14 protein-coding genes are annotated in these 24,196 nt (G+C 55.8%); 5 read left to right on the top strand and 9 right to left on the bottom strand.

Translation table 11 applies throughout. From position 1 onward, the window contains the following. Positions 1-1,183: 1,183 nt before the first annotated feature. The 5 genes from SH410x_RS19200 to SH410x_RS19180 form a co-directional block, all read right to left on the bottom strand. Positions 1,184-2,347: an FG-GAP repeat domain-containing protein gene (locus SH410x_RS19200; protein WP_473669978.1), complete on the bottom strand. Its 1,164-nt coding sequence runs from the start codon at positions 2,345-2,347 to the stop codon at positions 1,184-1,186. A 1,327-nt stretch (positions 2,348-3,674) separates the two neighbouring features. Further along, complete coding sequence (locus tag SH410x_RS19195) at positions 3,675-4,160, bottom strand: Mov34/MPN/PAD-1 family protein (protein ID WP_473669976.1); 486 nt, start codon at positions 4,158-4,160, stop codon at positions 3,675-3,677. Continuing rightward, on the bottom strand, positions 4,151-5,983 hold the full coding sequence (locus SH410x_RS19190; RefSeq protein ID WP_473669974.1) for a ThiF family adenylyltransferase: 1,833 nt from the start codon (positions 5,981-5,983) through the stop codon (positions 4,151-4,153). The genes SH410x_RS19195 and SH410x_RS19190 overlap by 10 nt, the downstream gene beginning before the upstream one ends. Further along, a complete protein-coding gene (locus SH410x_RS19185; protein ID WP_473669972.1) occupies positions 5,922-7,040 on the bottom strand; it encodes a cyclic GMP-AMP synthase DncV-like nucleotidyltransferase in 1,119 nt (372 codons plus the stop codon). The genes SH410x_RS19190 and SH410x_RS19185 overlap by 62 nt, the downstream gene beginning before the upstream one ends. Further along, on the bottom strand, positions 7,037-8,137 hold the full coding sequence (locus SH410x_RS19180; protein WP_473669970.1) for a CBASS cGAMP-activated phospholipase: 1,101 nt from the start codon (positions 8,135-8,137) through the stop codon (positions 7,037-7,039). Before SH410x_RS19180 ends, SH410x_RS19185 begins: the two co-directional genes overlap by 4 nt. Before the next feature lie 1,157 nt (positions 8,138-9,294). Here SH410x_RS19180 and SH410x_RS19175 point away from each other — a divergent pair. Together SH410x_RS19175 and SH410x_RS19170 are read left to right on the top strand one after the other, a co-directional pair. Further along, positions 9,295-9,522 (top strand): hypothetical protein, encoded by a 228-nt coding sequence (locus SH410x_RS19175; protein WP_473669968.1) that lies wholly within the window; start codon positions 9,295-9,297, stop codon positions 9,520-9,522. 491 nt (positions 9,523-10,013) lie between these two features. After that, complete coding sequence (locus tag SH410x_RS19170; protein ID WP_473669966.1) at positions 10,014-12,308, top strand: mechanosensitive ion channel family protein; 2,295 nt, start codon at positions 10,014-10,016, stop codon at positions 12,306-12,308. Between the two features lie 1,205 nt (positions 12,309-13,513). Here SH410x_RS19170 and SH410x_RS19165 read toward each other — a convergent pair. The 4 genes from SH410x_RS19165 to SH410x_RS19150 form a co-directional block, all read right to left on the bottom strand. Next, positions 13,514-15,634 (bottom strand): YyaL domain-containing protein, encoded by a 2,121-nt coding sequence (locus SH410x_RS19165; protein WP_473669964.1) that lies wholly within the window; start codon positions 15,632-15,634, stop codon positions 13,514-13,516. 1,191 nt (positions 15,635-16,825) lie between these two features. After that, positions 16,826-18,598: a serine/threonine-protein kinase gene (locus SH410x_RS19160; protein WP_473669962.1), complete on the bottom strand. Its 1,773-nt coding sequence runs from the start codon at positions 18,596-18,598 to the stop codon at positions 16,826-16,828. 123 nt (positions 18,599-18,721) lie between these two features. Beyond that, complete coding sequence (locus tag SH410x_RS19155) at positions 18,722-20,695, bottom strand: DUF4129 domain-containing protein (RefSeq protein ID WP_473669960.1); 1,974 nt, start codon at positions 20,693-20,695, stop codon at positions 18,722-18,724. 55 nt (positions 20,696-20,750) lie between these two features. Further along, the gene (locus SH410x_RS19150; protein ID WP_473669958.1) at positions 20,751-21,239 is read right to left on the bottom strand and encodes a hypothetical protein; all 489 of its coding nucleotides are present in this window, start codon (positions 21,237-21,239) and stop codon (positions 20,751-20,753) included. Positions 21,240-21,665: 426 nt separating this feature from the next. Here SH410x_RS19150 and SH410x_RS19145 point away from each other — a divergent pair, with 426 nt between their 5' ends. The 3 genes from SH410x_RS19145 (at position 21,666) to nth (ending at position 24,130) form a co-directional block, all read left to right on the top strand. Continuing rightward, positions 21,666-22,199: a hypothetical protein gene (locus SH410x_RS19145; RefSeq protein WP_473669956.1), complete on the top strand. Its 534-nt coding sequence runs from the start codon at positions 21,666-21,668 to the stop codon at positions 22,197-22,199. Positions 22,200-22,492: 293 nt separating this feature from the next. Then, positions 22,493-23,467 (top strand): serine O-acetyltransferase, encoded by a 975-nt coding sequence (locus SH410x_RS19140; protein ID WP_473669954.1) that lies wholly within the window; start codon positions 22,493-22,495, stop codon positions 23,465-23,467. A gap of 9 nt (positions 23,468-23,476) precedes the next feature. Then, entirely contained in the window at positions 23,477-24,130 is a 654-nt protein-coding gene (nth, locus tag SH410x_RS19135) for an endonuclease III (protein ID WP_473669952.1), read from the top strand. Positions 24,131-24,196 lie beyond the last annotated feature (66 nt).

Below are 24,196 nucleotides of genomic sequence, written 5' to 3'. Positions count from 1 at the left end.
CGTGTTCTTGGCGAAACACTCTCGGGGACCACGATCTCCGGTGTCGCCGACGACTGTTGAAAATGTCTGCGAATAGTAGGGCCGGTTCCACCGGCCGCATGCGTTGGTTTGTGAACTCACTGGGCGGGCGATGACGCCGAGCTGCGCGACCATTCTTCGGCGGGATCCACCGGCAGCCGACGGCCGGTAGCACCGTCCCCACGTGTTCTTGGCGAAACACTCTCGGGAACCGCGATCTCCGGTGTCGCCGACGACTGTTGAAAATGTCTGCGAATAGTAGGGCCGGTTCCACCGGCCGCATGCGTTGGTTTGTGAACTCACTGGGCGGGCGATGACGCCGAGCTGCGCGACCATTCTTCGGCGGGATCCACCGGCAGCCGACGGCCGGTAGCACCGTCCCCACGTGTTCTTGGCGAAACACTCTCGGGAACCGCGATCTCCGGTGTCGTCGACGACTGTTGAAAATGTCTGCGAATCGTAGGGCCGGTTCCACCGGCCGCATGCGTCGGTTTGTCAACTCATTGGGCGGGCGACGACGCCGAGCTGCGCGATCGTTCTTCGGCGGGATCCACCCGCAGCCGACGGCCGGTAGCACCGTCCCCACGTGTTCTTGTTGAAACACTCTCGGGGACCACCATCTCCGGTGTCGTCGACGACATTTTGAAAATGTCTGCGAATAGTAGGGCCGGTTCCACCGGCCGCATGCGTTGGTTTGTCAACTCACTGGGCGGGCGATGACGCCAAGCTGCGCGACCATTCTTCGGCGGGATCCACCCGCAACCGACGGCCGGTAACACCGTCCCCACGTGTTCTTGGCGAAACACTCTCGGGGACCACGATCTCCGGTGTCGTCGACGACTGTTGAAAATGTCTGCGAATCGTAGGGCCGGTTCCACCGGCCGCATGCGTCGGTTTGTCAACTCACTGGGCGGGCGATGACGCCAAGGCGCGCGACCATTCTTCGGCGGGATCCACCCGCAGCCGACGGCCGGTAGCACCGACCCTACGTGCTCTGGCGAAACACCCTCGGGGACCACCATCTCCGGTGACGTCGACGACTTTTGAAAATGTCTGCGAATACGATTACGACGCGGGGAATCGCTTGACGCAGTGAACCAGACCTCGGAAGGTGAGTGGCCCTATCCACCTTTTGGGTGTCAGCGGTTAAGCGAGTCGGTATGCTTCACTCGGCTTGTTGCGAGAGAACGAACGCACCCAATTTCGACACGGTCAAAATATCAGTGCGTTGGTCTCCTGTCACGTCGGCGGCAACCACTTGCGTCCCAACACCGCTGTGGTTGTCGATCAGGCAAGGTTGAAACCGAACGCCCGATTCATTGTCGCGGGACCAACGAAACCAATACAAGACGGGCGTCGCTTGCGGTTCGATGTCTCCGGTGGGGCCGTGTGCCCACATTCGTTTTCCGGTCACGATATCCTGGTGCCCGTCACCATCCATGTCCGCCATGTCCAATGCGTGGGGCTGTGAGAAGGCAACGCCGAACTGAGCTTCTTCATCGCGACTGCCCATGATGAGATGCTTCACGAAATCAATGCCGTCGCCCGTGTCGACCTGTTCAAACCAAGCCAGTCCCCAACCGTGAGCGTTCAAGCTGGTGATGATATCGTTGTCACCGTCTTGATCCACATCGCAGGCAAACATTTGCGCTCCGCCCGTTTCACCGAAATGAAAGCGATGTAGTGGCCATACCTGCGAATCATCCTCGGGTTGCTCGAACCAGCCATCATTGATGATCAAGTCGTTGCGCCCGTCGCCATTGACATCGCCAACGCCCGTGCCATGGTAAAACTGCGCCCATTCATCCTGTTCGGAGACCGGCCGAAAACGCCATGGCTGTTTCGGTTCACCTTTTACGGGCGCGAGCCAGCCCCAGCGTCCCTGCCAGTGGGTGATCAACTCAAGGGCCCCATCGCTGTTGATGTCAACGAGCGCCGGCGATTCGCCTTGGATTTTCTCAAAGACGAAGTGCTTTTCCCATTCGCCGCCATCCGCACCAGGGTTCTGGTACCAATATGCCGCATGTTTATGAATGCGACCCAGCACCAAGACATCAGGCCAATGATCGTGGTCGAAGTCGGCAACAAAGGAAAACATACTATCGGTCGGACTCGCTTCTCGCGGATGCACGACCGGTGGGTAGATCACGTGCTTCCGTGTGAACTCCGGTCCCTGATACCAAAACGGCCCAGCGACAATGTCCTCGACACCGTCCTGGTTGAAATCGCCATGATTGATACCGTCGCAATGGTAGTTGTCGGTCAGGACCTGGCGAGTGAACGTTGGGGCGGGCGGTTCGGCTGCTAGCGAGGGCGGAAGTGTTGACAAATTCAAAGTGAAAAAGGCAAGGTGCCAAATGGCAAGGTAGCGGCAGATCACAGTATTGACTCGTAAGCATCGCGTGAAGAAAAACTGGCGTCGGTACGCTCGCCAGAGTGTGGGGGCCCGCCGTCTGGTGACGGTCGCTGCGGGAGACTTCGTCACTTGTTGTTCACGCGATGCGAACCGCATGGTTCGTCGCGCGGAACCTGTTCAATAATCATCGTGTTTTCCGTCAAGCATGCCGGAATCATCTCCAAAGACCGCGGCTTCTCGAATGAAAGTGAAATGCGTGGAAATACTGCGGGGCGCATGCCGGAGCTCTTCATTGCCGTGCTGACTGGAACGAAATAAGTGGACGCTTCGTCATGCAAGGTGAAACGTCTGGGATTCGATTAAGCGAGGACTCGTCAGTCGTTCGCCCCGCCCAACAAAGTCACTCTGGCGGCAGTTTTGATCGCGATGCTTGTGTTTCACCCACGAAGATACGGCGTATCATCCCGTCGATCAATAACCTTCGCATCTCCCCAGTTCCGGATTTCTGCTTCCACAAAAGCAAGAATTCTGCTGTGATTTCGTTGTCCATTGGAGCGGTTGCCAGCTCCGATTTCATCGGTCACCGCCAGCATGTGGTCGCCGGAGTGGGAAGCACTGTCTGCGGAAACCACGTTCGCGAAGAACTTTGGCAATCGTTTGGGAGCGAACTGGGAAGCCACCCAGCCAGGTAGCCAGCTAACGTTTCAGTTCCGAGGCTCAGCTGCAAAGCTCGACGACGTCGTGGGTCCCGCTGGTGGCCGAGTCATCATCACCGTCGACGGGGACCGCAAAGCGTCAGCTGTTCCCCGCTTCGATCACGACCGCCGCAATCCACGCATCGCCACGCTGAGCGTCGCTAGCGGCCTCAGCCCCAGCGAAGCGGTCACCGAACTGTCAGGGCACCCGCGTCCAAATTGGCTAGGTCATCGCGCTTTCACACGATCGACCAGAGAGTGGAGACGGCCGATAGTCGCCTCCAGAACAGATTCTCAAACGCTCGTCGGAGCAAGACCGTTCTGTGATGCGTCTTGAGGATGCGGGTCGCCAGTTGAAACCGCAATATGCTGAGAATAGGATGTATGCACCGGCGTCGGCCACCGGTGCAGGTTGGCGAGTTGCAGCAAGTTAGTGCAAGGCTTGTTAGACTGCCCTGGCCCTTCTGCCTGCGCTGCTGAAAATTCAGAATCTCTGAGAAAAATCACCTCATGGCCTACATCGTTAACAACGAACGAATGATCGCCGTCGCTCATACACGAAGACCAGCGAGTATTGGCCAGGAGTACCTATCAAGTTGAAAGATCTAGCTCACTATAGTTGCCTTTGCAAAATCTCTTTCACGATGAATTGAGACTGACAGGCCTTCGGGAAATGGTCTCGTGCCGACGATTATCATGAGAAAAGCGTCCAAACCGTGACGCGATTTCACGAAACAGTCTGCCATACTTTGTCGGTCATTCGATGACATTTCCGGCACCGGTTGCGGATGTGTATGCCAGTCACCAACGAAAAACAGGCGTGACTCAAATTGCGAGTTGATTTCTTTCTGTTGGTTTTCCAGAAATGGTATGAATTGAAAGCGGCGGCGAATGTCCTTCCGCGTAGGTGAAGTCGCAATTTTGAGAACAATTTCATCTTTGGAAAGCTTGGCAAATAGCTGCCCACCTGCTTCACGCTTCCAGCAGCGGTCCTGTCGATAGTCGTCAAATACTTCCAAGACTTGAGACTCCACAACAATACATTGGTCGCAATTTGCAATTGCATATCTGAGTGGTTCTTCTAACTGCATCGCTGACAATCCGGGCGAGCGTACCACGAAAATTCGGAGACTGCCTCCTCACGGGCATCATAAGTGGGGACTGTCTGCCACGCAGCAGACCAAAATCGCTGAATCGGATCGATTTTTCGATCTTTGTTGATCCAAACACGATGTGTCGATGCGGTTAGCTGACCGAGAAGACATTCAACCGATAGATCAACTGCCATTGCGATTGAGTGAAGCGAGTCGGTTATGCCGTAAGGTTGAAACTCGTTCCCGCACCCCGCTTGCGAAACCATGGTGGTCGACGCAGCTGGCCAATCGAATACGCGCCGAGAAAACTGACCTGCGCCAGTAAATCCACATTGCAAACATCCACTTTGCTCCATTATTGCGACAGCATGTCCAGCTGCGGCGAACGGCTCGAGCCAGGCATAGACAATCGGAGTCCGCTTCCCGGAGCATTCATGAAGGTCATTGAGCATACACTCAGCTTTCCATGAGCCTGTGGTCGAAATCACTAAATCGAACCCATTTAGTGACTCAGGAGTCTCAATCCTATGCTGCCAATCAACCGGATTAGATTCACAGCTAACAATTGTCGGATAGTTGGTTTCAAACCGCCGCTTTAGTGCGTCCGTCTTGTTCTGCCCTACTGTGTCGCCACCGAGAAGGTGTCGGCCCGTGTTCTCCCATCGCATTAGGTCTCCATCAAACATCGCAACTTGCCCAAGCCCGGCCTGGACTAGGTTGTCGGTAAGAAAGGAACCAAACGATCCAAGGCCGATGATCGCGACTCGCTGCTTCTGTAGCACCGCAAACCGCGGATCGTGGCCGCGACCGCCAAGTGCCCAAGCCGCATCCGCTCGTTCTAGTGGTGACCGAACAACTTTGGTGTACTTTGTTTGCTGACCAAGTTGAACGCTCAGCGGAGCCTTTCCATCTCGAAAACCATCAACGCTAACGCGGTTCGATCTGCCGCGCTTACTAACCTTTTCATTTGCTCTCAATACGCGGCACAGTTCCACGACACCATAGTTGGTACCATTTGTGGCGCTGATTGCCAGGATGATCGTCAATGGTTGGAAAGACTTTGCGATGTGATCCGTTATCGGTTCCAAAAAGTTGGGTGCATCTTCCGATATCAGTGACAGTAGTGATTCCGTGCTGTCTGGGTATTCCTCCGGCGAGAGCGGTTTCGACAATTTGACCAGAAAGCCGGTGTCAGCTCTGTCGTAATCTTTCTGAATACGGTTCTTTAGCCAGCAGAGTACAGACTTTTCGTCGGCACCAATGATGCGAAATTTACGTGAACTCCAGACGGCGACTTTCTGCGAATCGCAACCGTCCGGAAGTATCGAAAAAAACTGACGGCAAATGTTGTCGGACGATAGCAGCCAGTACGAATCAAATTCTCTATTGAAATCATCATCCCAACTGCCGTCGAGAAGACATTGCAATAGCGCCTCGGTTTCTGCCAAAAGAAATTTGGCAACTTCGACTGGACGATACGGGTCAACATCGGTACTGGTAGGAAAGACGCATAGGCAGCCGTCCTTCTCGACGTGCGGCCAAGACAAGAACTTCGCTCGATCAATCAGCGCAATTTTCGGTGAGACAAACGGAAACTGAGCAGTAATCAACAAATTGATCGACACGTTTTCCGCGAGATTCAGATCAATTCGCCAACCGTCAACAAATTGCTCGCGATAGTTGCGAAATTCGTGGTCGGCAAGTTTTCTCGTATTGGGGAGAGCGTCTATCCAACAGGCAAGCTCCGCTATTGGGTTCTTAGCATTCATGGCTCGTGCCGAACCTACCACCACCCTGTTTTTGGACAGGGTTTTCCTCAATTTCCTCGCGTCGTGACTCCGAAAACACGCCGAACGGACTCACTGCATTCATTGACTTGGCAGAACTTTCGCTCTTCTTGGTGTCTGCATCACGATCAGTGAAGTATTTCGTCGCGAATACTTTGCCCCAGCATTTCAACGCCTTTTCACGCGTGCAGTCGTACTCAAATAACGGCTCTAAAGTTTTGATCGCTTCAGAGAGCTTCTCAAGCAAAAACGTTGCCTTCGGGTCTTTGTCACCGGTTGTAATCGTCGCGTCCGGCGTGACAGGATGGGCAACAACCAGGTTGCGGCTAAGCCGGTCGCGAATAGCTTTCATCGTGTCATGGAGTGCCATATCTTCCCGATTTTCGTTCGCTTGATAGCACTCAGTGACCAGTTTTGTAATTCCAAAACCGCTGAGTATTTTTGACGCCCAACTCGAGCGACTTTTGGAATATTTCTTAATCAGTCGAACAACTCGGCGAACTTGGCGGCCGTTCGTTGTATCTGGGCTTAGTTCTTGGTTCTGTTTGTTAAACCAATTCGTTACATCTCGAGCATCCGATCGCATCCAGGATGAGCTTGCTAGTTCGTTGTAGATAGTCTCGTTACCGAAGATGTCCGTTTTAGCTACACGCCGATAGGCCGGCAGGTCAACGTGATATCCGGTGTCGTATTGAACTCGCACGCAATTCGTCTTGACTTCTGGTGGTGTCTTGAAGCTTCCGTCATCAACGGCGTCACGAATCATCTTCCGTGTATCGAGAGCGGATTTGTCCCCGCCCTGCTTCCCGACTAAGTCATCTTTTTCGAAGTAGACGCCGTCATCAATGTCGTAGTGGTTGTCCGGGTGTTGGACCATAGTTTTCATTTCGTATGATCCCTGTGTGATGTGCTCCAATGGAGCCGGTTCGTCGTTCCTCTTCAATCCATTAGCCAGCCGAGTTTGGTTAGAGTTTCTGCGCTGCCGCATGCTGTCACGGTCACGTTGGCGTAGTGTGACATCGTCCTTGTGGTATGCAATAACGTCTTTTGAACAATCAAACATTTCAATTTTCGTGTTAGAGTATTTCATTCAGGAGTAAAAAGCGATGAAATCAATCTGCCACCAGGATCGTCGTTGGACGCGCACCTGCTGTTGGTGAAGTCAGCATCGGAATGTGCCTGCCGAACCAGTGCGTCCATTGAATCCTCAGTTGTGTTGTCGAGATCGAGATACGGCATCATACTCGCGGGTACATTGTCAAAAGGAAAACGAACAATATGACACGGGTTCTTGAGGTGTGGAATCAGCATTTTCGCCATGTAGTGGTACGCCATTTCCTGAGCGTCAAGAGAGAGAGAGGCGGCCTCCGCGCCAAATTTCCACTCGAGCAACCCTCGGTGTACATCAGACCGAGGAACTTCCTCCCCTGATGGTCGGGAACACGTGCCAAGGCAGTAAATTTGAATCTCTTGCCCTTCCGACGCCATTCCAAGTGCATCGACAAGTGCAACTAAGACAGGATTGTTCGCCCATAGACCACCATCAGCAAAAACGTTTTGGGCACCAGGTATTTCCGAGTTTGGGACCGGAATGTAGGCGAGTGATCTGTATAGAGGGGCAGCACTCGTCGCTAAGCAGATGTCAACGAGCGAATAGCCATCATCTCGACGCATCGAACCTTTAAGATGTGCCGTCTTGAATACCCATGCTCGGTGGCGTCCCATTTCTACCGTCGGTATTGCCATCGCGATCCGCCGATCACGGTACATTTCACCAAGCGTCTTCGTTCCAAGAGTTGCCGTCAGTGCTTCGCGTAGTGATTTCTCTCCCGCTTCCAAAGCCGCTTTCCGTCCAAGCAAGTCGCTGAGGATTTGTTTCTTGGAGGTTGGCATCGGCAACTGGAAAATCCTCTTGCCATGCTCCCGGTAAAGGGACACGATTTCATCCATTGGGACGCCAGTCGCGAGAGCGCATCCAACAATTGCGCCGGTGCTCGTACCGACGATCAAATCAAATTTCGATCCAAGATCAATTCGCGGCGAATTGTGAACTTTTGAAAAATTCTTGGTCAGCTGTGCTAGGTATGTGGCGGAATAGATTCCTCGCATTCCACCGCCGTCGAGGCTCAGGACTCGCAGTGGTTTCCTGGGTGGAGATAAATCGTCAGCAATATCCAGATTGATCATGAGTTTTTCGTCTAAAATTTTATTGACACGTTAGCTCAATCAGCAAGTCCGTTTACGCAAAGCATCGGTCAATGAGAATGAGAATAGCGGTTGGGGCACATCGAGGGCCAATCAATTCATATCGTCGATTCCCGGTGTTTTTGTGAACTGTGGATGTTATGGATTCCAAAGTGATAGAATCGCGACGTCAATTTCGCAGTCTGAAGTGTAAACCGGAGACACTATCACCGTTGCCGAATCGGATAATGTTACCACACCGAACTTTCGGCAAATGTTTAAACGGGCAGCGACGCCGAGTTTCCGTTCCCGCAAACGCCAGCTCAAACGGATGTCTCACGTCGAAGCAACAGATAGCATGCGATCGGCGAAATTACCGCTAGGTACGGCGATTCCTGTACAATTGCCGAAGAATGGCTAGTCCTTAATCCAGCGAAGTTTTTTTGCGTCAGTGCGATTTGCACCGTAAAACACGGTGTATTTTGACATTTTTGGCATTTGGTCTCTTCACTTGAAATCGCCGTTAGCGAAAACTCGCAAAACAGGAAAAACGCCGTAATTTACGGTTTTTTTCTGCATTCTATCAAGAAACCTCGCTTGATTGAGGGCTAGCTAGGTATGGACGCAGTCGGAACGTAGGGCACGGAAGCGGATCCACTTCGAAATCGTTAGACTTAGAAACGGCGTTAATCAAGATATCCACGTTTTGCAGCGGACGCAATCCAGCTCACAAGGAACCGCTAACTTGCACATTCGGCGAAGGGGCAGAAGGGGCAGAAGGGGCGAAGGCGCAGAAGGGGCCACCCAATCTATTCACCCTTGTTTAGGGATGACGCATTTTTCCGTAACCGGCCAGCTCACCCATTTAGCGCATCTCCTCATTGCCTTTGTCCAACGATCTGGGGGTGGCCCTCAAATTTCCCCTTCTCCGTTACTCGGGGACGTTACTCGGGGACATAGCACTTTTCTCGGAGTATTGGCCAGCTTAGCAAAATGCGTGAACCGGATATCCTGCGTAGTATAGGCACAGGCATCAGATAACGGCCCTTCATTGAAGTGCTGTATCCCTGTGCTTTTCCCCTCGACGCCACGCCATTGCATTGGCTTCGCACCATCTTGGGTGGTTACACGCAAATGCCGCCGATTGGACCGAGCAGGAAATGCTCACGATCCTCGATGGCGATGATACTGAAGACCGAGAGGCGTTCTGGGCCGGGTTCTTTTGGAATCCACGAATTTCGAGTCCGGCGTTGTACTTGCGAATCAAGGACGGACTGTTGTCTGTCGCGAAGGATGCCCTCGCTTGCGGATTGCATACCATTGCCGATGGTTTCGCTGCTCAAAACCGTGACGCTGATGGAGGTGATGAAGATGCCCAGGCAAGCTAGTGGGGAAGTGATCGATCCCAATGAGATTCAGATTCTCCACTGTATCGAGAGGTGCGTTCGCAAGGCGTCGCTCTGTGGGACCGATCCCGCTACTGGAGAGTGTTTCGAGCACCGCCGGGGCTGGATCCGTGACCGAATGGAGTTCCTCGCCTCTGTGACATGGGCAGGAGATATTCCCCCCGTCACCTTTTCTTCGTCGGTTTCTTGCATCCTATTAGCATATCGATACCTGTTCATACGAAGCTAGTCGGTTTCGGTACCTCGCTCGTCGCACCGTCGAACGTCTCACTGCTCCGAAGCAGTTCCCCAGAATTGTCACTCGGGATTCCACGAAGCAAATGCCGGAGAGGCGCTCTCTGAATTTCAAAACTGGACCATTGCAGCCAATGCTTCTCATCTTGGTGTTCCGCTCTCGAGGGCGCGCTGGGTAAGTCCGCGTTAGCTATCATGTAAGTGAGCTTGCCAAGTTTCTCGCAACATTGATCAGCCAAATGAGAAGAACACAGTTCGTCCTGAGTATCGCTTGGGCAATATTGGTCATGGCACCGCTTGCCACGCTGGCTCAGGATGAAATCGCACCGACGAAGGATAATGGCGTGGTGGTGGAGGATGTGGTGGTGCAGGATGCGATTGCGCGGCAGCGTCTAGAACCTGCCGACACATCGAGTTTTCGTGCGACTCTGCACAGCTTTATCGAGGCCTGCAATGAAGTCTACGATCTGGCAGAGGCGACCACCTCCGGCACCGATATCACGGTGCAGCTTCTTCCCGCGTTCGATCGAATCCGGGATTGTCTGGACCTGAGTGCCTTGACGGGCGATGTGCGCGACTCGATGGGGATTGAGTCGGCCGTCAGCTTAAAAGAGGTGCTCGATCGGATCCCGCTACCTGCTGACGAAGCAATACCTGAAACGTCGACCGCGGACGGCGCGGCGGTGCAACGTTGGCGGATTCCGGGGACTCGGATCACCATCGATCGAATCGAAACCGGCTCGCAGAACGAGTCCTTTCGGTTCTCTGCGGATACGGTCAGACGGGCCTCGACAATGTATGGAGTTGTGAAGGAACTGCCGTATCGTCGTGAAGGGCCGAAGGCGTCGCCTGGACTGCGGGATCGTTATCTGGCTCTGACCAAACGACAGCCCACTCTCTCGGCTGACACGTCCAGTCCCCGCGGCACACTGACGTTGTTCATGGACAGTACGCAGGACATCTACGAGATCACACGATCGATCAAGTACGTGAATCGGAATGATCCAAAATATCTTCCTCTGATTTCGCAGGTTTATAGTTGTCTCGACCTGAGTGCTCTGCCTGAGTACGCGCGAGAGAACTATGCCAGTGAGGCCGCTATTTGCTTGAAGGAGGTTTTGGATCGGATCACATTACCGCCGATCGAAGCGATTCCCGGTCCAGAGAACATCCAGGCGTCCGACGGAAGTGATCCTCTGATGCAGTGGCAGATCCCCAGCACACGGATTTCCATTGCTCGCGTTTCGGAGGGGCCCCAGCAGGGCCAGTATCTGTTCACGGCAGAATCTGTTGCCGAGGTTATGGAGATGTTCGACCGTATCCGCAAGCAGCCCTATCGAACGAGCGGCTTTGCGGTCTCACCGGATCTTTACCAGTGGTATCTGTCAGCTCCCAGCGAGCCCAAGGTCGCGGTGCTGGTTGAATCACTACCGGGCTTCTTTAAGTATCGCCAGTTTGGGCTGGCGATTTGGCAACTGGTGGGCTTGGTCCTGGTGACCACCGTTGGCCTCGGAATTATGGTGGGTTTGTACCGTGTCGCCGCACGTCGCAGCAAAGCGAACTTCAATGTGAGTCTTTTTCGCTACTGGTTTGGCCTGGTGTTTACTCTGTTGGCACTTCTCGTCCCACCGTTGTATAAGCACTTCATCTGGACCTATTTGTCGGTCAGAGGAACGCCGCTATACGTTGTGAATTTCGCAGCAGACATCGTTTTTCTGCTGGCGGCGATCATCGCGATTCTGGCGGTGACCAACCGGTTGGCAAACTCGGTGCTGGCATTGCCAGGAGTTCGATCCCGCGAAGTCGACGCGACGTTGATTCGTCTGTTGTTTCGTGTGCTCGGAATTGTTGCGGCTGTCATCGTGTTTCTTGAAGGCGGCCGCTACCTTGGGTTTCCAGTGACTACGTTGCTGGCCAGTGCAGGTATCGGCGGGCTGGCGATCGCCTTGTCAGCCCAGGGGACGGTGAAGGGACTATTCGGAACAGTTGCCATTCTGCTGGATCGTCCCTACCGTGTTGGCGAGCGTATCATTGCCATAGGTCATGACGGGGTCGTGGAAGAAATTGGTTTGCGTTCGACGAAGATTCGCGAGTTCCTGACCAACCACCTGATCTCGCTGCCGAATGATCAGATGGCCGATGCCGATATCGTAAATATCGGCGTGAGGAATAGCATCTATCGACTTTGCGACCTGCACATCCCCATCGACACCTCGCGGGAAAAAGTGGAGAAGGCATTGGCTGGCATTCGCGATGTTCTCTCCAAGCAAGACGATATGGACCCGGAGTTTCCACCCAAGGCGTTCTTCAACGACTACAACCCTGATTCGTTTAACATTCGCATCATCTACTGGCACGTCCCGCCCGAACTTTGGAGCTACTACGAATCCTGCGAACGGGTGAATCTCGCGATCTTCCAGGTGTTTGAGGAAAACGGAATCCAGTTCTCGCTTCCTATCCGCCACAGCTATTGGAAAACCGACGATACACAGGGACCGCTCGAAGTTACTTTGAGCGAACGCCCGAGTCGTTGATCGTGCCTACCTCAAGCTTGCCTACCAAGCCTCGACCCGTTCCCGAGTCCCGGCTGAATTCCTCATGATGGTATACTTCATCTTGTGCATTATTAAAACAGAGTAAATGCGAGGGACAGTAAATGCGAGTGACATAGCATCTTCGCAAGAACATAGCGGAAAGTATCAAAATCAGCTTCCCGGTCGACGGGCAAGTTAAAATCCTCGACGAAGTGCTGTGTCCCGCTGTGGAGCTTCCGCTGCAGAAGGCTGCAACCCCGTTTTGGGTTCCTCTTAGTGACGAAGTCACGGCAGGCAATAGCCCCGGACGCGAGTCCGGGGAACCGGTTGCAAACGATGGTCGCGCAGTCCTGGAGGGACGGCAGGTGGTTCACAAACCGAACGATTTGCGGGAATATCATCGAAAAACGCCTGCCATCGCTTCGCGATTTCAAATGGTTGAGCGATTGTGCCCCCCGGACTGACGTCCGGGGCTATCGCATGCCACCGCTTTGCGGTTCCAGAGCAACGCCTCACCAACCCCTCACCTTCCAAACGACTCGAGTCGCTGCTTCCAGACGGTGATCTGCTCGCGTGTGTTGTGGCAGAGCCTTCGCTGCAGAAGGCTGCAGCCCCGTTTTGGGTTCCTCTTAGTGACGAAGTCACGGCAGGCAATAGCCCCGGACGCGAGTCCGGGGAACCGGTTGCAAACGATGGTCGCGCAGTCCTGGAGGGACGGCAGGTGGTTCACAAACCAAACGATTTGCGGGAATATCATCGAAAAACGCCTGCCATCGCTTCGCGATTTCAAATGGTTGAGCGATTGTGCCCCCCGGACTGACGTCCGGGGCTATCGCATGCCACCGCTTGGCGGTCCCAGAGCAACGCCTCACCAGCCTCCTCTCCTTCCAAACGACTCGAGTCGCTGCTTCCAGACGGTGATCTCCTCGCGCGTGTTGTGGCAGAGCCTTCGCTGCAGAAGTCGCCCGGTACCGATCTTGGAAAAAGCGGCCGTTTTCCTCTTCCTCCCGATTCGCCCGCATTGCCACACGCTGGCACAGCAACCGCATCCACCAACTGAAGCTGCTCAAACGTTTGCGAATTTCGGCACGTCGAATGGGACACCTTGCTATCGATTGGATCTCGGGCTGTGCCGGCGTCATCGGGGAACCATCTGCTTTACGGCGATGGTAACAGAGCACTCAGCTAATGCTTGTGGTCAAGGACTAGAAGTCCTTCCAGTCAACGCCGAGTTCTTCGAGCCGAGCAACTGCGGTGAGGAAATTTGCAGAAATCCAGTAGATATTCCACGCTTCTGAGTAGCCACCACGCATGCCCTCGACGGTATCACCGGCATTGTGCTGTTGGTAGTTGGTTTGAAAGAGTTGTTCGCCATGCATTCCGGTAGGCAAATCTGTCATCTGCCCGGCACTGACCAGTATCAGTTTGGCGAGATCTTGGTAACGAGTGTCGCCGGTCCACTGGCCCAGTTGCCAGAGTTGCGGAACGAAAATGACACCGAAAACGTCGAGATGTTGATTCTGAACGGAAACACTCGTCCAGCCACGAGTTTTCAAACCGTGGTCAGCCAATCGTCCCGGAGGCAGTGTGACGTCCCAGACGTACATGTAGCTCAAGCAAATATCTGCGGCATGCACCGCAGCCTCGAGATATTCGTCGCGTTGAGTGACTCGATACATTTCAGCGAAACCCTGGAAGGCCGCCCAAGCCCCTTCCTTATCTTCGCACTTGGCATCGAGCGTACCGCCCCAGTAGGGTTCCTTCATGTTGCCGTGTCGCTCGATCGTGTGATCGGCGAGTTTGCGGGCTGCCGACATCAAGCGATCCTCACCGAATAGCTCGCTTCCTTTGACCAGTGGCGCGATTGCGAATGCTTCGTTCGTTGAAACCGGACGCCAGTCGTCCGTGAGTATGCGATCTGCGATTAGCGACAGCCGCAATTTCAGAAATTCTTCCAAATCCGAAGCTAGAGTTTTTAGCTCGGCATCACCCTCGCGAGCCAATCGGTAGGAATCTGCAAGGGAGTTGAGTGCTTGTGCCTGCGAAAGGAGGTTTTGCCGTTTGAGCCACTTGTGTTGTTCGTAGTCGTAAATGATCGAAAAGTCCGCGTCCTTGTGACTATTGAGCGAAGGAGTCTTTATCAAGAACTCCAGTGATTGCATGCCGCGTCGTCGCCAAAGTTGCGGTTCATCAGTTGAATCCGTGAGGTCCAATGCCAACAATGCGTAGCCGGGAACCTCAGCGCGATCGGCCCAGCCCATCATGAACCAAGGCTGGGCCTGTGGAGGTCGGGTCCGAAAGCCGCGGCACTGGTCGTCTTCATACCAACGGTTGAATGTGTCTCGAAATTTCGCATCGACGACGTCAACGATCCGTGGCATAGAGCCATCCGTCGTCGGATCGAACAATTCAATCGACGTCCATAGTGGTTTGGAAAATCCGTGGCCGCTGGAATGGTTGTCGGCAAGCTGCAAATAGAATGTCTTTTCAATGACTGCCCCCGGTGGTACGTCATCAAGAGAGGCATTCGTGTAGGGAAGGAACTCTTGCTGTCGTGCTTTGACGATACCTCGTTGACCATTTGACGCGACCGGGCCGCTTCGCAGAGCTAAACGGGTGCCCGTCGCATTCTCAATCACTCCCATCGACCACCATAAGTCTTGGCGTGCGGCGTACGGCAGGGTTGAGGGGCGAGAATGAATGGCCGCAACAAACTGTTCGTCGCATTCAACACTCGCCAGTGGCATCGGGTAGCGATGCTCTTCGTACAACGCCTCTTCGCCAACCTTGCCGCTCCAAGTTGGCACGCGACTAGCATCGATCCGTGTTCCTGACGGATTGCCAAAATAGTTAATGCCGGGAAGGAAGGTGCGAAGGGGCTGACTTTCGTCACCTCGCTCAACCTGGAATTCAATCGCAAGAACAGTCGGACCCGTTGGCTGGGTACCGGCAAACTCCCATCTGCGTTTCGCCTGTATCAAGCCCTTACGAATTTGCTTGTACTGATCCCGGACCAACCAGTCGCCGTCCGGAGTCTTCACTGTGCCTGACAGCACTGCCCAAGTGCCAAACGATTCGACCTTGTCCGGCTGGGCATGCGACCAATGTGTTGGTGCGTCATCTTGCCAGCCAGTGCCGATGGACCACAGGCCTTCGGCAGGTGCCCTGATCGAATCACCGCTCGCCAACGACAATCCTTCTGTTGGATGGAATGCGGGTAAAACAGTATCTTCTGCCAGCATAGCCGTCTGCATTGCGAGCCATAGAAGTAAGGTGGCCAGGGCGGTTGATTTGAGAGCCAATGGTCGTCTAGCTTCGTTGGTCATGGTAGTTGGCTTTGGTTGTAGGTAGTGCGTCGATGATCGGTTCGATAGCGAAGGGCCGATAATGTTCATCGGGTTCTTCTCGGAATTGAGTGGCACTGAAATCACGATTTGATTGCTGGGTGGCTACACAGCGTGGTGGATTTCCAAGGCATTTACTCCTGCGTCCAATGATTTCTTTGCCTCGCGAGAGGTTTGGCGATACGCTGAATTGTGCCGGGGAAAACGGACGCGGGCACTGCGGGGACGCTACCTGCGAAGGGATATCTCGGTCGATAGCGCGCCAATGGTGCGAAAAGTCCTCGACGAGAATGCTCCCGTCGGGGACTTCCTTTTTTGCTCATTGGACGCAGGAGTAAATGCCTGGAAAATCCCGCATCCTGGATGACTGCCACTCAATTCCGAGAACAACCCAGATGATTCTTCTCGGAACTTAGAACAGTTACAAATTAGGAACGAGGGAAATTCAGTGGCCGAACGCTCCGCGGTCGGAATGGTAACTATTCAGCTGCGTGGTAAATCAACCTTCGGCTATTTCGCATCTTACCAAATTAACGCATCTTCAGTTCGCCAGTCTGTCTGTTGCCGCTCGATTGTTGCTAGCAATTCAGTGCTTCCAAATGGCTGAATCGGTACTCGGAATGTTCGACCGCGGAGCGTTCGATCACAATTTCAGACAGTATTTTTCCGATCGTTCCTGTCGTCGGCGCTGTGTCGTTTCAGATAGTGGGGTGGTCGCGTGTCGTGCGGAGGAAGTCAACGCAGAGACAGCCCATCACTGCATCTGACTGTCCCTCATCTGTGCGTCTTTGCAGGTAAGGAGCGAGGGGCAATGAGTGGCCGAACGCTCCGCGGTCGGAATGTTCGACCGCGGAGCGTTCGACCACAATTTCAGACAGTATATTTCCGATCGTTCCTGTCGTCGGCGCTGTGTCGTTTCAGATAGTAGGGTGGTCGCGTGTCGTGGGGAGGAATTCAACGCAGAGACAGCCCATCACTGCATCGGACTGTGCCTCTTCTCTGCGTCTCCCCGACTCTCGCGTCTCTGCGTCCCATTTCTTCACCAATACCTGTCAACGCGCTCCCCGTGACACGGGATCGATGACACGAGCCCGATCGTATTGAACGAAGGGTTGTTCTCGGGATGGAGTGGCGTGCCGCCCATGTCCTCGACCGATCCAACCGGGTGGATCCTCAATCGCAAATCGTCTCTGGGGCCACTCGCGATGGAGCGGCATAGCGGCGTCCTAGGATCCACATGGCGATCAGCCAGCCGCTTCCCAAGAGCAGTGGGCTCAGTCGCGGGCACCAGGCACTCAGCCCGGCAATGAGAAAGAAGATGATGCCGGAGATGGCGTTGCCGCCCCAGAGGTGCCCGGCCATCGCGAGAAAGCCGAAGCCGCTCATTAACGCCGCCAATACCATCACATCGCGATGGTCAAAATAGCCTGCCGACCACAACACGTTGACCATGGCGAGTGCGGCCAAGTAGCCTAACCATATTGACCATACAGGACGCTCGGCCACGCCGCGAGGCATCCAGCACCCGTCACGGGATTCGTGGATCGTCCAAGCAATTCCAATTAACATGAACAGCCGGGGCATGAAATAGCCCAGCAAGGATGCGTTGCTGAGGGCGGACTGCGACATCGATTGGCGGATCTCGGGCGTCATCGACTCGGCGATCCCAAACATCGCGACATGCGCGACGAAAACGACGATGCCGATTCGTGTCAGGGCACGGCCCCAATTCGCGAATGCGTTCTGGTGTTGGTCTCGCGTCAACTCGCGAGACATCTTGCTGAGGATTCCATCGGGGACGGCCAACGGCGACTCCCCCGCCAAAATACGAGTGAGATCGTCGGCAAGGTCATCCGCCGAACGATATCGACGGGTGCGATCGGGTGCCATTGCGCGGGCGATGACGTGTTCCGTGTCGGCGAGTTGTGGGAGTCGTGGCATGCCGCCGGGCCAAGTCAGACGCAGCGATGGCGCGTCGTCGCGAAGCACGTTCCCGAGCACCTCAGCAGTCGAACTGCCGGCGTGCGGAGGTTGCCCCGTGAGGAGTGCGTGCAGAATACCGCCGAGGGAATAAATGTCCGTTGCCGCAGTCACATCCGATTCCCCACGGGCTTGTTCGGGGCTCATGTAATGCGGCGTGCCAATGATCTGGCCATCGCGGGTCATCCCCGGTTCATCGCGGTGCCATTTGGCGAGTCCAAAGTCGACAATTTTCGGTTGGCCATCGTCATCAATGAGCACATTGTCCGGTTTGATATCGCGGTGAATGATCCCCCGGCGGTGCGCGTAGGCGACCGCTCGCGCGATGCCGCGAACCTGCGCGATGGCGGTGCAGATCGTGTCCCGTTCGGCATCGGATTTGGCGGCCCGCGAGTCGCCTGCGATACGTTCGAGGTGAAGCTGACGACGCTGCACGGCGGCTTGCAACGATTCCCCGCTGACCAGCGGCATGACAAAGTAGTCCATCCCGCGCCAGCAGCCGATGGCATGAATGGGGAGGATGTTCGGATGGGAGAGCGCTGCGGCCGCTTCCGCCTCGATGCGAAATCGCAGCTTCAATTCCCCATCGGCGAGCAGCCCGTCACTGATTAACTTGACCGCGACCTCGCGCCGTAGGCTCTGCTGCACCGCGGCGTATACCGTCCCCATGCCGCCGCGTGCGATTTCGTGAGTCAGCAAGAAGTCGTCGAGGCACTCACCGGTCAACGCGCCACTGCCTGACTCGGTACTGGGGTCCAGCCACATCTGGTTGGCAGCGAAACTTCGTAGCGGTTCGGCATGCTGCGGGAAACGATCGACCATCTCGTCCAGGCGAATCGGCATGCCGGCCTCATGCTGCTCAATGAAATGAGCCAAGACCGATTCGAATGAGGCGTCCGACGCGAGAGGGAAATCGCGGGCCGCAATCGTGCGGGCTAGATCAGATTGATGAGGCGACTTTTCCATCTGATTCAGTATACCCCCCTGGCGAAAATCCATTGGTCCCATCGGATCGATTTCCGCGAGTTGGTTGTCTCGCTGTCTTCAGAGGGGCGGTTCGGAGTGGATCTCGGTTGCACATCTCAACGACTAAAGTTGGGGACGCATGATTTGCCACACCGACGAGGCTGCGGTGATGTCGGTGCGATTCGCTGGGGTGCGTCCGTAGACGACTCGATTGTAGGCGTCGACGACCCGCCACGCAGGCTGTTTGAGCATGGGGAATTGACCCACTAAACGCCGCACGTATTCGCTGGGCGTTTCATCCTCGCCGCGTTGCACGCCTTGCTCACGTCCCCAGGCCTCCAGTGCTTGGAAGGTGACCACGACGACTTGCCCCGCCTCGGCGGTACCGACCGGATTGGTGAACGATGAAAATGGCCGGACAGGCGGTCCTTCGGCTTGTTGTTTCCTACGCCGCGGCGTCACCGGTTCGATATTGTCACGACCGGTCAGCCAACCATGCAGCCACGCCAGCCACGCATCACGATACAAATACACATAGACCGCGATGACGACCAGTAAAGTGACGATCAACACGAACTTGAGCAGGCCCGAGATCGCACCGCCCAGATTGCCCGACGGCTTGGGCGGCGGTGCGGACTCGGCTGGTTTTGGCTCGGCTGGTTTTGAGGGAGACGACTTCGATTCGTCGGATTTCGGCTGATCGGATTTCGCGTCATTGGATTTCTGGTCGTCCGATTCCGCCCCATCGGATTTCTTATCGTCGGATTTCGCGTCGTTGGATTTCGCGTCGTTGGATTTCGCGTCGTTGGATTTTTCTGGAGCCGGCTGGTCTGGGGGCTCGGGCGACTTTTGCTGCTGCTGGGGTGGTGGTTGGTTGGCATCGGCGGGCTTCTGGCCCTCGTCGTCTGATTTCTGCTTGGCGTCGGAGGGACTGGGGCTCGGTTTGTCGGTGGTCTCGGACTGTTGTGGTTTGGGTGATTTACCGGCGTCGCTCGACTGGGGCGATTGCTCGGATTCGCCCGGCTTGGCAGGCGGTTGTGATTGCTGGGCGGGCTTTTTGCCCCCTTTCTCTTTGCCGGCTGGGCCATCGTCGTTGTTTCCCGACGTGCCCCCCGGCTTCGCATCGGGCTGGTTTTGGCTGTCGATCTGCGGTGCTCCGTCGGGTTTTTGAGCACCGGCCCGAGGGTCACCCGTCGCCGGCGTTTTCTCGTCAGCTTGATCGGCGCCGTCCTTCCCCCATCCCCAGCTACTGGCCTTGGTCGCTTGGGCGTCTGACAAGAAATCGGGTATCCGCCAGGAAACGAGCGTTTGTCCGGGCATGGGAGCGAGATACGCAATCAGCAAAATAAGCAGGATCATGCCGACGCCGCCCGCCAGCCAGGCGACCGTGACTTGGAGTGACATCTCGGTGCTTCGCTGACGCAGATAGCGTCTCAGGTTCAAGAACGAAGTCACGACCAGTAGCGAGAGGCTCGTGAACAGGTACAGAGTCAGCATCCATTTGGCACGCTCCCACGAGTCGGGAGAGCCACCCAAGAAAAACTGGCCAATACCAAATAGAGGTAGCGCACCGACGGCGAGATACAGCACCGTTCGCCCCGGCTGATGGCCAGCCTTCGCCTGCGGGTCGCGAGGCTGCCACCCCGATGGTGATTCGTCGCTCGTACGCAAATGCGGACTGCGTTTCTGGAACCAGTGTCGTGCACTGTCGACGAGTCCCTGGCCACTGCTGTCGACGCCGTCGTCAATGATCGTGCAGTCATGGACAATCCGGTCGGCCAGATATCCGATTGTCAAAATCACGGCAAGTAAGAAAACCGGATCCGGGACAAACCGCATCATCACGTAAAACGTCGCTGCCCCCAGGATGACGGCGTAGATCGATGCGCGATCGCGACTCTCCTCGATCGTCAGCCGAGCCAGTGCCGTCGCTCCCATCGTGTAGCACATGAGTATCCACGAGACTCGCCCGGAGTACTGGCCGTGGTAAATCACGATCATCAGGAAATTGGCCAGGCTGTTGAGCATCCACCAGATCAACAGCGGGGCGATCCCGATGGCGGCGTAGTCGGCGAGGGTTTGGTAGTTGCGAGGCACGGGGGGAGGGGAGACAGGGAAGGAAGCAAGGTCGCAAGCAAGGTCGCGCAGGGGTTTACGTTGGTGGTGGCGTGTTTTGATAGGCTTGCAGGCGGGCGATGAGGGTCGCGAGTCGGACCGATGCGTTGGGCAGACTGACTTCGGCGAGTTCGATCAGGTCCGCGACCGGGCCTTTCATCTTCTCGCAGTTCTGTTCCATTTCCACGGCCACGGTGCGTGTCCGCTCGATGCGATCGCGGCACAGGGTTTTGCGGGCCTTCCAGCGAGCGACCTCTTTTTTCTCGTCCGAGGCGGGGGCCGACGTGCCGCTCGCGGCCGTCGATTGTTTGCGACTGAGTCGATCCCGGGCTTCGCTGAGCCGTTGCTCGGCACGCCGCAATTGCGATTTCCAATATACCGGATAGTCTTGCGAAAAGTGTTGCTCGGCTCTCCCGACGACCGACCGCACTTGATGTCCGTGCCGGAGCAATCGTTCACTCAGCCGGTCGACTGCCTGCCGCAATTCGACGAGTGACTCGATGCTGTGAACGTCAGCTTCGCTCATGAGGGACTCTGCAGGGGATTAGCGACAGCGAATGGATCGACCGGGTGTTGTGACGTTCGCAGGAACGAGGATTCCACTCTCTGGCGTCGTTGACGAGAAGACCAGCCTGATATCTTAGCCGAGTCGGTCGGGCGATTCGAATGTTTTCATGTCGAGCGGCCGATCAAAACGCGTGAAGGGGGCGTCCTTCGTCGTGCTCACAGGGCACCCAGGCCCTCCGCATCCGTTCCCGAGGGGGCAAATGAAATCAAAACTGCCGTAAAAAGGACGCCATAGGGTGTCTGGGCAGTTTATGCAGGCAGGGTTTGTTGGTTCCTGGTCTGCTTAAGCCGATTATGTGCATCAAGGTGGGGTGGTTCGCCGAAATCGTAAGTGACAAGGACTGTCATCTTTACAAATTGAACCGCGCCGGAGAGGGATTCGAGCATGAATCGTTGGCTTTTGATCGGATCGTTAACGGGCCTAATGGCCCTCAGCACGGGATGCCTGCATCACAACACCCGTGGTGGCTGCCAGAGTTGCGGCACCCATAGTGGATCGCAGTGCGGTTCAGGCCAGTGCGGCGACGCGGGGTGTCAGTCCTGCGGGAGCGCCCAAGGTGGATTGTTTGGGAAAGCGTACGGCAAGATGGCCGGCTGCTATACCGGCAGCCAGCCCGCCTGCAACGACGGGTGTAGCACCGGATGCAACAGCTGTGGCAACGGTGGTTGCCAGAGCGGATATGCGAACTGCCCGGGCGGCCGCGTCGGCTGCACGGCTGGGCCACTCGGTTGGCAACAAGGCGGGATGGACTACAGTTCGCACTTGAACCCGGGTTTCCTGGGGCATAATGCGGGCAGTGCTGCTGCCGCCCAGCCCTTCAATCCCGGCCCGCCCTCGGCACAGGTCGCTTACCCGTACTATTCGCACCGCGGCCCACGAGATTTCCTGATGGCCAACCCGCCATCGATCGGCCCTTGATGCGTTGTTTGTGACCACTACGGACTCGCCAGTCTATTCGAGACCCTCGCGTCTCGCATAGGATCAAGTCTGCGGAATACCCAGTCGTCACCGTCGCTTGGCAGTTTCCGTAGCTTGGGACCCTGTCCCGAGCGAGCAAAACAGTCTCGGACGGGACAAGGGTCCCGGGCGAGCGAGTGGGTCTCGGACGGGACAATGGTCTCGGGCGAGCGAGTGGGTCTCGGACGGGACAATGGTCCCATCCTACGAAGTCTGTCTCCTTCATTTGTCGCACGGTGATAGGTCAATTTGTCATGGCATCCGATTTTCGGCTGAAAGAGTCTCTACCTGAATTGACCGAGCAGATCGTGGCGACTTACACCGCCGACGATGCGATCAATCACCTCGGGCATTGTCCCTTGCCCAGCTACGAAGCCGTCGTGCGTATCCTGCTCGACTTGAAGGATATTTTGTATCCCGGCTATCGTCGCAACACCAACCTGCACGCGGGCAACATTCGTTACCACGTCGGTGGTTTGGTGGATTCGCTGCACGATCAATTGACCGTGCAAATCGGTCGGGCGCTGCGGCATGAACAGCGTGTCAAAGAAAAACATCGCGACTGCATCGAAGAGATCGACTTCGAAGCCAAGGGGCAAGCGATGACGATCGAACTTCTCAAACGCATCGCCAAGTTGCGCAAGACGCTCGCGACGGATGTCGAAGCGGCGTTTGCAGGCGACCCGGCTTGCCAAACGACTGACGAAATCGTGTTCTGCTACCCTGGCTTCGAAGCCATCACGGTGTACCGCATCGCGCATGAACTGACGGAGCTCCAGGTTCCGTTCATTCCGCGGATGATGACGGAATGGGCGCACCAGCAGACTGGGATCGATATTCACCCCGGTGCAACGATTGGAGACTATTTCTTCATCGATCACGGCACGGGGGTGGTCATCGGTGAGACTTGCCAGATCGGTGAGCATGTCAAGCTATACCAAGGTGTGACGCTCGGTGCGGTGAGTTTTCCGACCGACGGCGACGGGCAATTGATTCGTGGCCAAAAGCGACATCCAACGATCGAGGATAATGTCGTGGTCTATGCCAATGCAACGATCCTCGGCGGCCGAACCGTCATCGGCCATGACAGCGTGATCGGGTCGAGCGTGTGGCTGACCCGAAGCGTTTCACCGGGCACCACGGTGCTGGTCGAAACGCCGCAACTGCGGGTGCGAGGCAGCGAGGGAGCCAAAGACTCGCTCGCTCCCGAACTGAACTATCAAATCTAGAGTTTTGCTGTGCGGAAACCCGAGCGAGCTGCGTTGTTGATGCAGCGGTTGGACGAACTGTACCCCGACCCGCCCATTCCGCTGGCACACCAAGACGAGTTCACATTGCTTGTCGCGGTGCTGCTGAGTGCTCAGTGTACCGACAAAAAGGTGAACGAGATCACCCCGGCATTGTTCGCCGTGGCAGGCACGCCCGCACGGATGCAGGAACTCGGTGAAGCGGCGATTCTCAATATCATTCGCCCGCTCGGACTCTCCAAACAGAAGGCCAAAGCACTCGCGGGTCTGTCGAAGATCCTCGTCGAACAACACGATAGTCAAGTACCCCAGTCATTCGAGGAACTCGAATTGCTACCCGGTGTGGGGCACAAAACCGCTAGCGTGGTGATGTCGCAAGCGTTCGGGGTTCCGGCGTTCCCCGTCGATACCCACATCCACCGCTTGGCCCAGCGATGGGGGCTCACCTCCGGAAAAAGTGTGGTGCAGACCGAACGGGATTTGAAGAAGCTGTTTCCTGAATCGACGTGGAACCGGCTGCACCTGCAGATCATCTTTTACGGCCGCGAGCACTGCACCGCGCGGGGCTGCGACGGCACCCGCTGCGGGTTGTGCAAAGAACTCTATCCGAAACGCCGCCAGCCCGTCGTGTGGATAAAACCATAGTTCGCTCGTGGTCAAAACGAGGCGCAGCAAACCGAATCAGCAGGACACGCGTGAGGGCACCGGAGA

The sequence above is a fragment of the Rhodopirellula sp. SH410 genome, from assembly GCF_055811895.1.
This window is presented reverse-complemented; position numbering and strand designations above follow the sequence as displayed.

Bases quoted from the DNA above. Each gene is read 5' to 3' on its own strand.
- SH410x_RS19195 (WP_473669976.1), bottom strand. From the start codon at position 4,160: ATGCAGTTAGAAGAACCACTCAGATATGCAATTGCAAATTGCGACCAA.
- SH410x_RS19170 (WP_473669966.1), top strand. From the start codon at position 10,014: ATGAGAAGAACACAGTTCGTCCTGAGTATCGCTTGGGCAATATTGGTC.
- SH410x_RS19145 (WP_473669956.1), top strand. From the start codon at position 21,666: ATGAATCGTTGGCTTTTGATCGGATCGTTAACGGGCCTAATGGCCCTC.
- SH410x_RS19160 (WP_473669962.1), bottom strand. From the start codon at position 18,598: ATGGAAAAGTCGCCTCATCAATCTGATCTAGCCCGCACGATTGCGGCC.
- SH410x_RS19185 (WP_473669972.1), bottom strand. From the start codon at position 7,040: ATGAAATACTCTAACACGAAAATTGAAATGTTTGATTGTTCAAAAGAC.
- SH410x_RS19180 (WP_473669970.1), bottom strand. From the start codon at position 8,137: ATGATCAATCTGGATATTGCTGACGATTTATCTCCACCCAGGAAACCA.
- SH410x_RS19150 (WP_473669958.1), bottom strand. From the start codon at position 21,239: ATGAGCGAAGCTGACGTTCACAGCATCGAGTCACTCGTCGAATTGCGG.
- SH410x_RS19165 (WP_473669964.1), bottom strand. From the start codon at position 15,634: ATGACCAACGAAGCTAGACGACCATTGGCTCTCAAATCAACCGCCCTG.
- SH410x_RS19175 (WP_473669968.1), top strand. From the start codon at position 9,295: ATGCTCACGATCCTCGATGGCGATGATACTGAAGACCGAGAGGCGTTC.
- SH410x_RS19140 (WP_473669954.1), top strand. From the start codon at position 22,493: ATGGCATCCGATTTTCGGCTGAAAGAGTCTCTACCTGAATTGACCGAG.